Genomic DNA, 16045 nt, shown 5'->3' with positions numbered 1-16045 from the left:
GATGCACGCGGGGTCACTCCGGCATTTCAGGCACGCGGACCCCACGGGACTGCGGGCGCCCGTTCCCCCGAAAGGCCCGCCTCGGTGAACGGCGTTCGCGCCTCGCCCGCCTCAGCGCTCCCGACCCGAGCGCCACACCTAGCCCCACCAGCGCACTGCCCGCCGCTTGCGCGAGTCCGTAGGAACCCGTGCCGACCAGCGGCGCGGTGCAGGCCGCCGCGACCGGGATGAGGCCGGAGAAGAGGGTGGCCCGCTCCGCGCCGATCCGCTGCATGCCCATGTACCAGCACACGAAGCCGACCACGGTGACCACCACCGCCTGCCACAGCAGCGCGGCCGTCTCCACGGCGTCCGGATGCCGCAGCCAGCCGGCGCCGTCGACCGACAGCCCGATCGCTGCCGACTCCAGAGCGGCGACCGCGCACACGGTCGCGGACAGCAGCCGGGGCCCGAGCGGCCGCAGTACGGGCACGGCGAGCACGGCGAACCCGACCTCCCCGACCAGGGCGCACACCGAGAAGGCGATGCCCGCGCCGTCCGTGCGTCCCCAGCCCTGGACCGTGAAGGCGCCGACGGCCACGAGCAACGCCCCGTACAGCACCGTCCGTTGCGGCCTGCGTCCGTCCAGGAGGGGCACGAGCACGGCGACGGCCACCGGCGCGCAGCCCACGAACACGCCGGGCACCGCCGGTTCCGCCGTGCGCTCCGCGGCGATGACGGCCAGGTTGAAGCCGACCATGCCGACCGCCGCGAGCAGGGCGAGACGGCCCCACTGACGGAGAGTCAGGGCCCGCAGCCGGTCGGCGGCGCCCTTCCCGGCCGCCGGGACGAGCAGCAGGCAGGCCAGTCCGTAGCGCAGGAACTGGCCGCCGGCGTACGGGTAGTCGCCCAGGACGCTGTTGGCGGTGAAGGACCCTCCGACGAGGACACAGGCGAGCGCGGCGAGCAGGGCTCCGCGTGTGGTGGTGGCGTTCATGCCGGCGACGCTAGGCAGTTGGGCGGCCCGGGAGGAGGTCCACTTTCACCCGTGCTTGACGGACCAATCGCTCCCGGGCCGGTGGTGGTCAGCCGATGTGATAGCTGTCGCCGTAGACCTTCCAGTCCAGCGGCGGGTCGAGGTCGAGGTTGCGCTTGCGCAGGAAGACACGCTGGGCCGTGTCGACCCGGCTGGTGTCGCTGTGCGCCTCCTCCTGCTTCATGGCCCACACCCGTGCGTCCAGGAAGGAGTTGAGGTACGTCACCTCGTCACCGCCCCGCGCCGGCGGCTGCGCCGTCCGCAGGGCCCGCTTGCGGATGTTGCGGAAGCTCGCGGGGTCGCCGCCGTCGCCGTGCATGACGAGGGCGTCGTAGTAGGCGAACTGGCCCAGCACCCGCAGGCCGTCCGCCTTTCCCTGCCGGACCGCCGGGTTGAAGTACACCCGGTCGCGCTCGTCGTCCTGGGCGCGCCGGAACTCGGCGTCACGCGCCGCCCGGCGCCAGTCGCCCGGGAAGCCGGGGTCGAGCCCGTCGTGCGAGTCGGAGCCGTCGACCTCGCGCAGGGCCGGCAGGTACTTCGCGAGGACGTTGCCGGGCCTGCGGTCGGTGTAGAGCTCGACGAGGTCGAGCATGTCGCCGGTGCCGGAGCAGAACCCGATGATGCCGGCGGTGTAGCCGCGGCCGTCGCCGATGTCCTCGATGTACTGGTACTGCGCCTTCCAGTCGAGCGAGGAGTTCTCCGCGCTCGACACGAGCTGCATGGCGATCTCCTTCTTCGCCGGGTCGTCGAGCCCGATCGCACGCACGGACGCCGTGGCGTGCGGCGGCTTCAGGAGCGGGGCGGCAGCGAGGGCCGCGCCGAACAGCGCCAGGACGGTGCGGCGGGTGGCCGGGGCCGAGGGGTGTCTCACGGTGCCTCCAAGCAGAGTGGGGGGTTGGAAGAGCCGGCCGTGCAGAACTGATAGGAAGGTTTCCTATCACTGTGAAGGCGTAAGGGAAACAACCGAGTTGAATGTTCGTAGAGTCGAACAAGCCGGTTCACCCGGCTGAACCGCCGTGATCTCCGGCGGGTGATCGCCTGAGGTCGGCGCAGCCGACGGCACCGGCCGGTCGCGGGACCACCGAGCCGTGGAGGTGCACCGTGCGCTGTCGCGAACTGGGACGCAGCGGACTGTTGGTGTCGGAGATCGGCTACGGCGCCTGGGGGATCGGCGAGTCCGCCTGGGTCGGCGCCACCGGGAACGAGTCCGTCCGAGCCCTGCACCGGGCCCTGGACCTCGGTGTGAACTTCATCGACACCGCCCGCGGCTACGGGGAGAGCGAGCGCATCGTCGGCCGGGTGGTGCGGGAGCGGGCCGGCGACGACATCCTCGTGGCCACCAAGGTGGCGCCGCTGAACCGGCTGTGGCCCGCTCCGGACGGCGTGGACCCCGCGCAGTCGTTCCCCGGCGCGCACATCCCGCAGCAGCGTGGAGGCCGGCCTGCGTGCGAGCGGCCTCGACCACTTCGACGTGGTGCAGTTCCACGTGTGGAGCGACGAGTGGGTCGGCCGCGGCGAGTGGCTGGAGACGGTCGAGGACCTGAAGCGGGAGGGCAAGATCCGGCTTCTTCGGCGTGTCGGTCAACGACCACGAGCCCGACAACGCCGTCCGGCTGGTGCGCAGCGGCACGGTCGACACCGTCCAGGTCATCTACAACATCTTCGACCAGGCCCCGGCCGAGAACCTGCTCCCCGCCTGCGCCGAGCACGGCGTCGGCGTCATCGTGCGCGTCGCTCTCGACGAGGGCGGACTCACCGGGCGGATCGCGGCCGGCGCGACCTTCCCCGAGGGCGACTTCCGCAACCGCTACTTCCGTGACGACCGTCCCGCCCAGGTCGAGCGGCGTGTCGCGGCGATCTGCGCCGACCTGGGCATCGGTGCCGACGACATGGCCGAGACCGCGCTGCGCTTCGTCCTGAGCAGCCCCGCCGTATCGACCGTCATCCCGGGGGTGCGCAGCGTCCGCAACGTCGAGCGCAACACCGCCCTGAGCGACGGCCGGCCGCTCACGGACGACCAGCCGGCCACCCTCGCCGGGCACCGGTGGCAGCGCAACTTCTACGGCTGAGCCGCGCCGCGGGAACCATGCGCCTCTCTCGCACGTCAACTCTTTGCCCACCAAGGGCCGAACGGTCGGACGGACCAGCCGGAGAGGGGAATCGCCATGGACGAGGCGACGTCGCAGCAGGGGAGCGAGGCGGAGAGCACCGCCCGCCGGGCCCGCTTCGGGGCACTGCCGGAGCCGGTGCGCGTGGAGGACATGGTCGAGGAGCGGGCGGCCAGCGTGCCCGACCCGGCGCGCACCGCGTACAACCAGGACGAATGGCTGGTGCGCTACTGCCTGTGAGGCGTCCCGCCGGGCCGGGCCGCCAGGCCGTGTCCGCGAAGTCCCGCCTGCCCCGCCACGCCGGCATGATCCAAACGACAGGCCCTAGGCGCGGCTCTTCGCGCCCAGGTCGCGCAGCCACCGCACGACGTCGTCGGCGTCCTGGGCGCGGGCGATGTCGAGCGGGGTCTTGCCGTCGTAGCCGCACCAGTCGGGGTCGGCGCCGCATTGGTGGAGGTACTGCGCGGTGGGCAGGTGCCCGCCGTGGCAGGCGCCCCAGAAGGCGCTGGTGATCTCCTCCGGCGACGGCGGCTCGTCCGCCTCGACGTACGCCCGGACCCGGTCGAGCAGGCCGAGCGTGGCGGCGTCCTGAAGGGTGACGCGCGCGCCGTGCTCGACCAGCCGGTGCGCGGCGCGCCACTGGCCGAATCCCCGGGCGTCGGCGAGCGGAGTGCCACCGCCGATCACCGCCCCGGGCGCTTCGATGTCGGCCCCGGCCGCGATGAGCGCGTCCAGCACGGGCACATCGTTGTTGGAGGCGGCCCAGTGCAGCGGCGTCTCCGTGTGCGCACCGTCGAAGCGGGCCCGGGGATCGGCCCCGGCGGCGACCAGGGCCGCGACCACCTCGGGGCCTCTGGGGAAGTGACCGGGCCAGTCGGTCGCGATGTGCAGCAGACTGCGCGTGCCCCTGCCGTCCTCACCCTGCTCGGTGATGCGTGCGGTGGCGAGACCGGGATGGTCGGCGAGCAGCTGCCGGAGGCCGGGCAGCTCCCCGGTCCGGATCGCCTCCGTGACGGCGACGGCCAGCGGGTCCTGCGATGTCAGCGTCTGCACCCCGGCCTCCCGATGCCGTCCAGGGTCCCCGATTCTGCCGGCCGGTGTCCGTGCGCACGGCCGCCCGCGCGAAACGGCCGGACCACCGCCCCCGGCAGCCCTGTGACACCCGCCCCGGAAATGCACATTCAGCCTCAAACCGGGCACCCGTCCGAACGACATGCCCGCACGCTCCGCCAGACGTAGCGTCCGGGCAGGAGCGGGAGGACACCATGCCCGGGAGCAACGAGCGAGCCGGAGGCGCCGGATCGCCGGACGACGCCCTGGGGGCGGCCCTGGCCGACACCGTGCGCGGCACCGGCGCCTCGATCGGCGGCCTCTACCTCATCGAGGAGGCGGAGCCGGTGCTGCGCCTGGTGGCCCTGTGCGGCCTGCCGGTGGCCTTCACCGCTCCCTGGCGGCGCCTGCCCCTGACCGCACCGGTCCCGGTCGCCGACGCGATCCACGACGACGCCCTGGTCTGCGTCGCCGGCCAGGAGGAGATGGCCCGCCGCTACCCCCGTGCGGCTGCCGTCCTGCCCTACCCGTTCGCCTTGGCCGCCGTCCCGCTGACCGGCGTACGACGCGCCTGGGGCGGCCTCGTGCTGATGTGGCCCGCCGGCCGGCCCCGCCGGATCACGCCACGCGAACGCGGCGACATCACCTCCAGCGCCCGCCGCATGGCCCGCATTCTTGACGACGCCACCCAGCCACCGTCCCTGCCCGACCTGCCGCGCGTCGTCCCCGTCGACGCCGCACGCCACCCCGCGCAGACCGGCCTGGCCGCCGCCGACTACCTCGAACGCCTCCCCGAGGGCGCCCTGGCCCTCGACCTGGAGGGCCGCATCACCTTCGCCACCGCCACCGCGGCCCGCCTGCTCGGCCGCGGCGCCGACCGGCTCCTCGGCACCCGGCCCTGGCAGTCCCTGCCCTGGCTCGACGACCCCGTCTACGAGGACCACTACCGCACGGCGCTCGTCAGCCGCGCCCCCGTCTCCTTCACCGCGCTCCGCCCGCCGGACCAGCAGCTGACCTTCCAGCTGTACCCAGACACCAGCGGCATCAGCGTTCGCGTCCTGCCGAGCGCCGAGCGGACCGAGGACCCGCCGCCGACCGGCGCCCGGCCACCCGTCGCGGCACCCACGGGGCGCCTCTACCAACTCGTGCACCTGGCCGCCGCGCTCACCGAGACGGTGACCGTGCGCGACCTCGTCGCACTGATCGCCCACCAGATCCTGCCCGCCTTCGGCGCCCAGGGCCTCGTGCTGTCCGGCGTCGAGGCCGGCCGGCTGAAGATCACCGGCTACCACGGCTACCCGGCCGACGTGATGGAGCGGCTCGACGCCCTGTCCCTGGACACCGACCTCACCCCCGCCGGCCAGGTCCTCGCCAGCGGCACGCCCGCCTTCTTCGCCCACCCCGCCGAGCTGGCCGCCAGCTACCCCAGAGCCCCCCAGATCAGCGGCAAGCAGGCCTGGGCGTTCCTCCCCCTGACCATCTCCGGCCGGCCGGTCGGCTGCTGCATCCTGTCCTACGCCCAGCCGCACACCTTCACCGCCGACGAACGCGCCGTCCTCACCTCGCTGTCCGGCCTGATCGCCCAGGCCCTCGACCGCGCCCGGCTCTACGACACCAAACACCGGCTCGTGCACGAACTGCAGAGCGCCCTGCTGCCCCGGGCCCTGCCGCGCCTGCCCGGCCTCGACGTAGCCGCCCGCTACCTGCCCGCCGGCCACGGCACCGAGGTCGGCGGGGACTTCTTCGACGTCCTGCGCCTGAACGACACGACCGCGGCCGCCGTCATCGGCGACGTGGAAGGCCACAGCGTCGCCGCAGCCGCCCTCATGGGCCAGGTCCGCACCGCCATCCACGCCCACGCCACCGCCGGCGCCGCACCCGGCCAGGTCCTCGCCCGCACCAACCGGCTCCTGGCCGACCTCGACTCCGAACTGCTCGTCTCCTGCCTCTACGCCCACCTCGACCTGGGCCGCCACCAGGTCTCCTTCGCCAGCGCGGGACACGTGCCGCCGCTGCTGCGCCACGCCCGGCACCCCGCCGGCGTCCTCGACGTCGAGCCCGGCCCGCTGCTGGGGATCGACACCGGCGCCCACTACCCGGTCACCACGACACCCCTGCTCCCCGGCACGACCCTCGCCCTCTACACCGACGGCCTGGTCGAACTCCCCGGCACCGACGCCACCCGCACCACGACCGACCTCGCCGGGCACCTGGACACCGGCGACGGCTACGACCTGGAACGGCTCATCGACCGGCTCGTCCGCCACACCACCCCCACCGGACAGCACACCGACGACATCGCGGTGCTCCTCCTGCGCGCTTCCCGCCTGAGCGACAGACCGGCGTGAGACCGCCGCCCGAACTCGCCCGTCAGGCCGGGTCCGGCAACTCGGCCCGGACCCGCCGGGCCACGTCGCGCAGCTTGAGGTTGTGGTTCTGGGAGATGCGCCGCAGCACGCCGAAGGCCTCGTCCTCGCTCATCTGATGGCGTTCCATCAGAATTCCCATGGCCTCACCGATGGCGTGCCGGGTCTCCAGGGCGTTCTCGAGCTGGTCGACGGCACGGGCCGTGGCCAGCGCCACCGCGGCATGCGAGCCGAGCAGCCAGCCCGCGGCCTCGATGTCCTCACCGAAGGCACCGGGACGGCGCGAGTAGAGGTTCAGCGCACCGAAGTCCTCCTCGTCGGTGTAGAGCAGCACGCCGGTCATGCTGCCGATCCCGAGATCGCGGGCCGCCTGGCTGAACCGCGGCCAGGACGGTTGCGGCCGGGTCATGTCGGCGATCCGGAACAGCCGCTGACCGTCCACGCGGCGCGCGGCGTCGAAGCACGGGCCCTCGCCGAGCTCGCCCTGCAGCCGGTCCGACTCCTCGACGATGTCGCCGCACACGGCCAGCGTCACGGCCCGGCCCTTCGAGACCGTCAGGATCCCCGCCGCGTCGCAGCCCTCGACCAGCTTCACCGCCGACGCCGAGATCGCGTCCAGCGTCGCCTGGACCGAATCCTGGGCGACCAGATCCCGGGCAAGCAGCGCCATCTGCTCGGCGTACCGCTGCCACTCCACCGCCACCACCGCCTCGCTCACCGGTCCCGCCCACGGTACTCCGCGCCGCTTCGTACGGCTGTTCGTCCGATCAGCCGGGTGTCCGGGCAACATGCCCCGAGCCGAGCGACGCAATCACCGGTACGCCGTCAACAGCAGCGCCACGTCGTCCGGCCGCTCCCGGGCCCGCCGCGCCGTCCCCACCAACCGGTCGGCGAGATGTTCCACCGAGTCCGCCGAGGTCTCGGACAGTCGGCGGCGGACCGCGTCGATGCCCGTCTCGATGTCGCTGCCGGGCCGCTCCACCAACCCGTCGGTGTACAGCGCGAGCACGCTGCCGGGGGCCAGGGTGAGCGCGGTGACGGGGTACACCGAGTCGGGCTGCACGCCCAACATGACGCCGCCCACGAGATCCAGCATCTCGGCCCGCCCGTCGGGGTGGCGCAGCAGCGGCGGGGGATGGCCGGCCCGCACCGCGAGGGCCCGTCCGGTCCTCGGGTCGAGTTCGATGTAGCAGCAGGTGGCGAAGACGTCCGACTCCAGCTCGGTCAGCAGCCGGTTGGTGTGCGTGATGACCTCCTGCGGCGGGCGCTCGCTCGCGGCGAAGGCGTGCACCGCACTGCGCAGCTGCCCCATCACCGCGGCGGCGCCGACGCTGTGACCCTCGACGTCCCCGATGACCAGGGCCACGCCACGCCCGGTGGTGATCACGTCGTACCAGTCGCCGCCGATCGCCATGCCCTGCGTACCGGGCAGATAGCGGCCGGTGGTGCGCAGGCCCTCGACGGTGGGCAGGCGGTGCGGCAGCAGCCCCTCCTGGAGGCCGCGTGCCACGGCCGACTCGGAGTCGTAGAGCCGCGCCCGCTCCATCGCCTGGGCGGTCAGGCCGCTCAGCGCGGTGAGGGCGGAGCGCTCGTCGGGGGTGAACCGGTGCGGGGCGTCCCAGCCGAGGATGCAGGAGCCGACGGAATGACCGGAGGCGATCAGCGGCAGGAACGACCAGGCGTTCATGCGGTCCAGGATGATGCCCGGATAGGCGAGCGAGAGGTCCTCGGGCGACTCGAAGAACAGGGGGAGCCGCGTGGTCAGCGCGTGGACGCCGGGCAGCTGCGTGTCGAGGGTGACACCCTCGAACGGGGCGAGGAAGCCCTCCGGGTAGCCCGACTCCCACAGCAGGTACATGCGGCCCTCACGCACGGTGTACAGGGCCAGCTCCCGGGCGCCGAAGGCGGGCAGCAACTGTTCCGACACGGCCCGGCAGACGTCCTGCACCGTGACCGCCTCGGTGAGCACGCTCGCCATCTGCACCACGTGGTACAGCGCTCCGGCCCGCGCGGCGGCGACCGGCCCGGGCGGCGGCGGGACGCCGATGACGCCCTGACCGGTGGCGGAACCGGCCTCCGGTCCCGGCTCGGCCCCGGTGGGCGGCCCGGTCGGAGAGACCCGGCCGGTCAGGCCGTGCACATCCGGGTACAGCACGAAACTCAGCCAGTTCCCGTCGGGATGCCGGACGAGGAAGGACACCTGCTCCTGCGACAGCATCGCCGCCCGGTAGCGGTCCTCGTACGCGGGATCCCGCAGCCAGGTGATCACCTCCCACGGATAGCGGCCGAAGAGCTCTTCCCGCCCGGAGCCCAGGAGCTCCTCGCAGCGGCGGTTGGCATACGTCAGGCGGCCGTCCTGGTCCAGGGAGAAGATCCCGTCGGGCAACCGCTCGGCCGCTTCGGCCGCGGTGACTCCGCCGGCCGCGTCGACGAGGGCGCCCACCAGGATCCGTCCGGAGCCGGCGCCGCCGTGCACGAGATGGCCCCACAGTTCGACCGGCCGGTAGCTGGTCTTCCCCTCGCCCAGGGACTCGTCCCGCACCCGGAAGTGCCGGGACCTGACCCGGCCGCTCGCCAGCGCGTCGTGCCGGCTCTCCCGCAGTTCGTGCAGGTCGTCGGAGCTGACACGGGCTTCGACGTCCGTGATGGTGTTGCCGTACTCCGCCCGGTCGATGCCCAGGAGCGCGAGGGCCTCGTCGTCCGCCGTGCACCGGTCGCTGTCCAGGTCCCAGTCGATGAGCCCCACCCGGACCGGGCGGGCGGCGGAGGTGGGCACCCGCACGCTGATCGGCTCGTCGTCGTACTCGACGCGGTAGGCGGCGGAGCCCGGGCCGGGCCGGGCCGTGGTGAGGCGGTCGAGGCGCTCTTCCATGGCCCGCTCGGCTGGGCGCAGCGCGAGATCCACCACCTCCGCGTCCATCGGCGCCCGGGCCGCCGAGCGCAGCACGACGAGGACGCCCACGGCCTCGCCGCCGACGCGGACGGGGTGGTAGGCGGAGCCGAAGGAGTAGGGCAGTCCGGCAGTGAAGCGCGGGAAGCGCACCATGGTGGCGCGCTCGTCCGGCAGCCACAGGGGCTCGTCGCGCCGGTAGGCCTCCGCCATGGGCAGGGCACCGCCCACCGGCACCCGCCACCAGCTCTTGAGAAGTGAGCGGGGCACCCCGGCGACCATCGCGAGCACCAGCGAGCGCCGGTCGCGGGAGCGCAGGTAGACCAGCCCGCCGTAGCCGTCGAGGTCCCGTACGGCCTCCACCAGCGGCGTCGTCAGGGCATCCTCGATCCGGCCCGTGTCCCCGCTCGGGACCCGGCCGTCAGCCCCGTCCCGGCTCCGGCCATCGGCTGACCGTGGCCTGCCCGGTACGGCGGCTGCCTCATCCATGTCGCGTCCTCCCGGTACGGACGCACCGGACACCAATCGCTCCCCACCAGGATGTGCCATGGTCGGCGGTCCGGCGCGGCAAGTGCAACCTTTCGGTCGTCCCGGCCGTCTCACCCGATATCAGTCACATGCAAGCCCCGGGGGCGGCAATGGTACGAATCAGAAGAGCATGCGCGACTCTCGCACTCGTGGGTGCCACGGTGGGTGTGGCGGCGATCCCGGCCGGCGCCGCACCGGTGGCCGGCGGGCAGTCCACGACACAGGCCACGGCGTGTCCGACCGGCTGGGGAAGCCTCGCCAAGACCGACGCCGGCGGCACCGTCGCACCGGTGACGAACGTCAGGACCGGCCGTCACACCTGCTTCGACCGGATGGTCGTCGACGTGCCCGGCGCGGGCAGCGGCGTCGGCTACACGGTCCAGTACGTCGACCGGCTGTATCAGGACGGCTCGGGCCGTGAGATCCCCGTGGCCGGCGGCGCCGTCATCGAGGTGCGGGTGGCCGCGCCCGCCTACGACCCGGAGACCGGCGCGGCCACGTACCCCGGCCGGGTGGCGCGCCCGCTGCCGGGCGTGGACCTCACCGGGTACCGCACCTTCCGGGACACCCGGTTCGCCGGCAGCTTCGAGGGTGAGACCCAGATAGGCCTCGGCGTCCGCGCCCGGCTGCCCTTCCGGGTGCAGCAGCTCGACGACCGCGTCATCGTCGACGTCGCCCACAGCTGGACCGCGACGGGCTGACCGCACGGCGCCCGGCTCTCCGGGGCCGGGCGCCCAGGTCACGGTCCATGAGTACGGCGCCGGTGGCACGGGCTCAGCCGCCGCGCAACCGGCCCAGCTCCTCGAGTGTCCGTGCCGCCGCGCCGGCCAGGCGGGGCCGGTTGCGGACGAAGCGACGGGCCGCCCGGGCCGGCTCCCGGCTCAGCCAGTGGGCGGCCCCGCCCGGCCCCGGCCGCACCACCGCTCCTTCGTAGACCCGCAGGTCACGCGTCTTGAGCGACTCCTTGTAGCGGGCCGGACCGCTCCCCAGGTCGACGGTCTCGATGCCGTCGGCCGCCGCGGCCTCCAGCATCTTCAGCTGCAGTACGAGACCGGGGGAGTACTTGGCGTACGCGCGGTCGTACGCGGGGAACCACCAGGACAGCACCGTGCGCGAGCGCAGCCCGAAGTGTGCGGCCACGGGCCGGTCGGCGGCGTACAGCACGGACAGCACCCCGCGGCACTCCGGCTCCTCGCTCTCCCCGAGCAGCCCCACCAGCCGGGTGATCCACTCCTGCGCGAACCGGTCCCGCCGGCCGGTCCGCCGGTACTGCGCCGACTTCCACTCCATCAGCGCCCGCAGCGCACCGGGGTCCCGGGCGTCGTACACGAACCGCACCTCACCCACCTGCCGGACCAGCTTGCGCTCCTTGGCCAGGGTCTGTCTGAGGAAGCCCGGCGACTGCGCCCGCAGCCGTTGCGTGTACGCCTCGAAACCCTCGCCGATGTCGACGACCGGGGAGGCGAGTTCCTCGACCGCGTGCGGCACGAACGCCCCCTGACCGGCTTCGAGATTGTCGAACTCCCAGGACGACAGCCCGCAGACGCGTAACAACCGGCGGGCGTCCAGCCGGATCCCGGGGCGCAACACGGCCCCCTGACTGTCGGACACCCCCAGCCCGATGGCCCGCCCCCGCCCCAACATCCCCGCCTCGTACGGGAAGAACCCCACCGGGGAGCCGTCGTCCTGCAGCACCGCCACCCTGGCCCCCGGCCTGACCTGCCCCACGGCCACGGTGAACGCGGGGTCGAGAAAGGGATTCGCCGGGGCGCCGGACTCCGTCCGGATCTCCCGCCACATCTTCTGGTCGTTCGAGCCGAGTTCGTCCGGCCTGAGAACGAGAACGCGCTTTCCAGGCAACTCTGCCTCCTGTGTCGTCGGCATGGGGACACACGAAGGCCTGCACTCACCGCGATGCGGCACCAGGGCAGTACTCAGTCCGCACGGCGCAGGCCCTTGGCGGTACTGCCGTCACTCAGCACCGGAACGTCTGCAACCGGGCGGCGCTCGGGGCGGATCCGACCGCCCCCGGACACGGGCCCGTACCCGCAGCACGGAGGGCCGTACCACCCCGGCCCACCACGGCCGCCCCGGTCACCACCGGGCTCACTCCAGCCGCCCCCGCCGCCCGTGGCGTCCGCGCCGCGAGCCGCCGAACCGAAGGCTCCTCCTCGCACGGACACGTCTCCCCGGCCCTCTCGGCCTCGGCACTCGAAGCCGCGCCCGGCTCCACCGCGTCCGCCGCCGCCGTGACCGCCCCTGCCGAAGGCCCTTCGCCCGCGAGCCCCGGAACGACGAGGTGCAGCAACAGCAGGCAGGCCACCAGACCCACCGCCGCTGCCCAACGTCGCCGCACCATCAGACCCCTGACCTGCGTTCCCGCGGGGGAGTACGGAGTGGACTCGACCCCAGGGCCGGCACCGGACCAGACCCCCCGACACGGCCGGCTGCGCTTCCAGTAGGCCGAGCCCACCTCCACCCCGTCAAGCCCTGGTGTGGCGATTCGTCCCACTCGGCCGGTTGCCGCCGGAAATCCAACGGAAAGCGCTACCGGAGAGCTTCGCCGCTGCCTCCTGACCGGGTCAGCCGCCGGCACCGCCGACGCTCAGCTCGATGGCCTTCGTGTCCCCGGACGCGGATGGAGCCGCCCTTCTTCGCCGTGCCGAACGAGTCGAAGGGCCGTTTGCAGGAGGTGAGTCCGTCGCCGCCCGAAGAGGCCGGGTCCACGGGCGTCTTCACTCACAGCTTCTGCTCGCTGGTGCGAAGTCGAGAGCTTGGGGGAGTCGGCAACCGACGACAACGCGGCAGAGGCGCGTGCCAGGCCCCGCGTCTGCGGCCTGATCCGAACGACAGGCCCTAGGTCGCGTGGACCAGCTCGATCGCCCTGCCGAGTGTGTCGAGCCGGTCGTCGAGGGTTGCTCCGGCCGGGTAGAGGCGGACCGTGTCCACACCGGCGTCGCGCCAGACGCGCAGCCGCCGCCGCACCATGTCCTCCGTGCCGATGAGCGTGGTGGCCAGCACCATCTCGTCGGTGACGAGACCGGCCGCACCGTCCCGGTCGCCCGCCTGCCAGCGCTCCCGTACCTCCGCCGCGACCTCGGCCCAGCCCTGGCGGCTGTAGGCCCGGTTGTAGAAGTTGGTCGACGCCGAGCCCATGCCGCCCAGGCTGAAGGCGAGTTCCTTCTTCCGGTCCGCGACCATGGCGGCCAGCGCCTCCTCGTCCCGGGCGAACGCGACCTCGGCGCCCTGGCAGACGTCGAACCCGGCGCGCTCACGGCCGGCGGCGGCCAGACCCTCGTCCAGGGGGGCGAAATAGGCCTCCGCCGCGCCCTCGGGGACGAAGCTGGTGCCGAGCCAGCCGTCCGCGACCTGGCCGGTCAGTCGCAGCATGGCGGGCGACAGCGCGGCGAGGTAGACGGGGACGGGGTGCTCGGCCCGCATGGACAGGCGCATCGGCACCGCCTCCCCGCCGGGCAGCGGAATGCCGAACTCGGAGCCCGAGTAGGAGATCTTGCCGCCCGCGACCACCTGCCGCACGATCTCCACCGTCTCGCGCACCCGGGCCAGGGGGCGGGCGAACGGCACCCCGTGCAGGCCCTCCATCACCTGCGGGCCGGACGGGCCGAGCCCCAGCAGGAACCGTCCGCCGGACAGGTTGGACAGGGTGATCGCCGTCTGCGCGAGCGCGACCGGCGTGCGCGTGCCGACCTGCATGACCCCGGAGCCGAGCAGCATCCGTTCCGTACGGGCCGCGTAGAAGCCCAGGGCGGAGGGGGCGTCGGAGCCCCAGGCCTCGGCCACCCAGCAGACGTCGAGCCCCAGTTTCTCGGCCTCCACGACGAAGTCGGCCTGCCGGGACCAGGAGCCCAGCGCCGCCGCCTCGACGGTCGTCGCCGCGCGCATCACGCCTCCGCCCGTTGCCTGATGTGCTCCAGCGTGGCGGTCATGCACCGCTCGAACTCCCGCAGCCTCACGAACACGATCTTCTGCTCCTTCTCCGGCATGGCGTCGATCGCGAACGAGAGACCCGAACGCCCGGGCCCCATCCGCATCCACTGCGACAGCTCGGTCCCGCCGTCCCTCGGCGCGAGCCCGAACCGCCAGACGGCACTGGGCTCCGCCGGATCCCCTACCGCCCAGGAGAACACCCGCTCCGGATCGCACGCGACGACGGTCGAGGTCGTCTCCCACTCGCCGAACCGCTCATGCCTGCTCCGGCCGACGAACCGGGCCCCGACGGCCGGCCCGGCCGCACCCTCGGCCCACCGCACGGACTGCAGCTCCTCGCTCATCTCCGGCATCCGCGTCACATCCGACACCAGCGCCCACACCCTCCCCGGCGGGGCGGCGACCCACGTCGTCACCTCGACCGTCGGTTGGTCCGCGTACCGCGCGCCCGTCCACTCCATCGCGTGCCGGCCTCCTCGTCGACAGGGACTGTGACCGACAGAGTTGCGTAATGAGACTCACCAGGTCAAGAGAGGGGAGGTTCGGGAGAGGTGAGCGTGCGTGCCGATGTGCCCCGGTGCGCGGAACCGGGCCCACGAGGCCGCGTACGCTACCGATGGCTACGCCCCCAGGGATCTTCACGTCCGACCTGCCCGGCGGCGGGGGAGCCGTCCAGGATGGCAGTGGCGGAGCCGGGGCATCGGCGGGCACCATGGTCACGGCCGCGCGCGGGCGCGAGAGTTCGCCAGCGTCGGCCTTCGAGCGGAGGGACACAATGGGATCGGCGATGGACGAACGGTTTCACCGCCGGCAGAGATGGGCCGCCAGGGGCGCCCTGGCCGCGGCCGCACTGGCGGCCTTGCTGCCGCTCGTCTCCGGCGGGCTGCGAGGGCTGCTGCTGCTCGTGGCAGGCCTCGCGGGACTCGCCCTGACCGCGGCCGCGCTCTGGTGGGTGCTGTCCCGGCGGGGCGTGGTCCGCATCGCGTCGGCCGCGCTGGCCGTCGTCGCGCCCGTCGGTCTCATCACCCTCTTCGCCACCGCGAATCTGCTCTGGGTGGTCTTCCTGTCCCTGCTCCTGTGGTGCGGGGCGGTCTGGAGCGGCCGCTACGCCCTGCGCAGTACGGGCCTGCGAACCGTACGGGTCAAGGAGTACCGCACACCGCCGCCCCTGCGCCCCTTCCTGTTGCTCAACCCGCGCTCCGGTGGCGGCAAGGTCGAGAAGTTCAACCTCCAGGCGAAGGCAGAGTCGCTGGGCGCCCGGGTCCTCCTGCTCGACCCGGACCAGCACCAGGACGTCACCGCCCTGGCCAAGGCCGCCGTGGCCGACGGAGCCGACCTCCTGGGCGTCGCGGGCGGCGACGGCACCCAGGCCCTGGTCGCCGCGGTCGCCGCGGAGCACGGCCTGCCGTTCCTCGTCATCGCCGCCGGCACGCGCAACCACTTCGCCATGGACCTGGGCCTGGACCGGGACGACCCCTCCACCTGCCTCGACGCCCTCACCGACGGCGTCGAACTCCGCGTCGATCTCGGGTTCGCGGACGACCGCCCGTTCGTCAACAACGCCTCGTTCGGTGTGTACGGGGCCGTCGTCCAGAGCCCCGGCTATCGCGAGGACAAGGTGGGCGCGGCCCTGGACCGCCTGCCCGACCTGCTCACCCGGCAGAGCGGCCCGCGTCTGACGGTCACCGCCGACGGCACCACCGTCATCGACCCGCAGGCGATCCTGGTCAGCAACAACGCCTACCGCATGGACGACCCCTTCGGCTTCGGCCGGCGCGAGCGGCTCAACTCCGGACGCCTGGGCGTGCTCGCCGTCCGCGTGGACAGTGCCGTGGAGGCGGCCGAACTCCTGCTGTCCCCACGCCCGGAAGGGCTCACCGTGCTCACCGCCCAGCGCGTCGTCGTCGACGCCGACGACGCGGAGCTGGAGGTCGGCCTCGACGGCGAGGCGCTCACCATGCCCGCCCCCGTCCACTGCCGCATCGCCCGCCGCGCCCTGCGCGTCCGGGTGCCCCGCAACCGTCCCGGCGTCCCCGAGGCGCCTCCGCGTCTCGACTGGCGCCGGCTGCGCAAGCTGGCGGCCGCGGTCGGCCGCACCGCCGTACCCGCGCGTTCCCGGCGCGGCTGAGCGCCGGTACGG

Annotated in this window: 12 protein-coding genes and 1 pseudogene; 5 read left to right on the top strand and 8 right to left on the bottom strand. The window is 73.4% G+C overall.

The annotated features are described in order from the left end of the window. Window positions 1–13: 13 nt before the first annotated feature. Both AB0G20_RS28895 and AB0G20_RS28890 read right to left on the bottom strand, forming a co-directional pair. The gene (locus tag AB0G20_RS28895; RefSeq protein ID WP_361307315.1) at window positions 14–976 is read right to left on the bottom strand and encodes a DMT family transporter; all 963 of its coding nucleotides are present in this window, start codon (window positions 974–976) and stop codon (window positions 14–16) included. An 88-nt stretch (window positions 977–1064) separates the two neighbouring features. Continuing rightward, window positions 1065–1886: a chitosanase gene (locus AB0G20_RS28890; RefSeq protein WP_361307313.1), complete on the bottom strand. Its 822-nt coding sequence runs from the start codon at window positions 1884–1886 to the stop codon at window positions 1065–1067. A gap of 230 nt (window positions 1887–2116) precedes the next feature. Here AB0G20_RS28890 and AB0G20_RS28885 point away from each other — a divergent pair. Together AB0G20_RS28885 and AB0G20_RS28880 are read left to right on the top strand one after the other, a co-directional pair. Further along, window positions 2117–3084: pseudogene (locus AB0G20_RS28885) on the top strand (aldo/keto reductase). A gap of 96 nt (window positions 3085–3180) precedes the next feature. Beyond that, a complete protein-coding gene (locus AB0G20_RS28880; RefSeq protein ID WP_361307311.1) occupies window positions 3181–3363 on the top strand; it encodes a hypothetical protein in 183 nt (60 codons plus the stop codon). A gap of 84 nt (window positions 3364–3447) precedes the next feature. On the opposite strand, the gene AB0G20_RS28875 is transcribed toward AB0G20_RS28880, so the two are convergent. Continuing rightward, complete coding sequence (locus tag AB0G20_RS28875) at window positions 3448–4176, bottom strand: ankyrin repeat domain-containing protein (RefSeq protein WP_361307309.1); 729 nt, start codon at window positions 4174–4176, stop codon at window positions 3448–3450. 212 nt (window positions 4177–4388) lie between these two features. On the opposite strand from AB0G20_RS28875, the gene AB0G20_RS28870 reads away from it, so the two are divergent. Then, the gene (locus tag AB0G20_RS28870) at window positions 4389–6521 is read left to right on the top strand and encodes a SpoIIE family protein phosphatase (protein WP_361307307.1); all 2133 of its coding nucleotides are present in this window, start codon (window positions 4389–4391) and stop codon (window positions 6519–6521) included. 22 nt (window positions 6522–6543) lie between these two features. Here the strand turns inward: AB0G20_RS28870 and AB0G20_RS28865 are convergent, their stop codons facing one another. Continuing rightward, complete coding sequence (locus tag AB0G20_RS28865) at window positions 6544–7209, bottom strand: GAF and ANTAR domain-containing protein (RefSeq protein WP_361307468.1); 666 nt, start codon at window positions 7207–7209, stop codon at window positions 6544–6546. Between the two features lie 141 nt (window positions 7210–7350). Beyond that, window positions 7351–9918 carry a SpoIIE family protein phosphatase gene (locus tag AB0G20_RS28860; protein WP_361307305.1) on the bottom strand — a complete coding sequence of 856 codons (2568 nt, stop codon included), beginning with the start codon at window positions 9916–9918 and terminating at the stop codon, window positions 7351–7353. A 149-nt stretch (window positions 9919–10067) separates the two neighbouring features. On the opposite strand from AB0G20_RS28860, the gene AB0G20_RS28855 reads away from it, so the two are divergent. Next, a complete protein-coding gene (locus AB0G20_RS28855; protein ID WP_361307303.1) occupies window positions 10068–10658 on the top strand; it encodes a hypothetical protein in 591 nt (196 codons plus the stop codon). A 73-nt stretch (window positions 10659–10731) separates the two neighbouring features. On the opposite strand, the gene AB0G20_RS28850 is transcribed toward AB0G20_RS28855, so the two are convergent. From AB0G20_RS28850 to AB0G20_RS28840, 3 genes are all read right to left on the bottom strand, one after another. After that, a complete protein-coding gene (locus AB0G20_RS28850; protein ID WP_361307301.1) occupies window positions 10732–11817 on the bottom strand; it encodes a GNAT family N-acetyltransferase in 1086 nt (361 codons plus the stop codon). A gap of 996 nt (window positions 11818–12813) precedes the next feature. Further along, complete coding sequence (locus tag AB0G20_RS28845) at window positions 12814–13860, bottom strand: LLM class flavin-dependent oxidoreductase (RefSeq protein ID WP_361307299.1); 1047 nt, start codon at window positions 13858–13860, stop codon at window positions 12814–12816. Beyond that, entirely contained in the window at window positions 13860–14366 is a 507-nt protein-coding gene (locus tag AB0G20_RS28840; RefSeq protein ID WP_361307297.1) for an SRPBCC family protein, read from the bottom strand. Before AB0G20_RS28840 ends, AB0G20_RS28845 begins: the two co-directional genes overlap by 1 nt. A 314-nt stretch (window positions 14367–14680) precedes the next feature. Here AB0G20_RS28840 and AB0G20_RS28835 point away from each other — a divergent pair, with 314 nt between their 5' ends. Continuing rightward, complete coding sequence (locus tag AB0G20_RS28835) at window positions 14681–16033, top strand: diacylglycerol kinase family protein (RefSeq protein ID WP_361307295.1); 1353 nt, start codon at window positions 14681–14683, stop codon at window positions 16031–16033. Window positions 16034–16045: the final 12 nt, after the last annotated feature.

Origin of the sequence: Streptomyces sp. NPDC024017, from assembly GCF_040638895.1 — a bacterium.
GTDB lineage: Bacteria > Actinomycetota > Actinomycetes > Streptomycetales > Streptomycetaceae > Streptomyces.
This window is presented reverse-complemented; position numbering and strand designations above follow the sequence as displayed.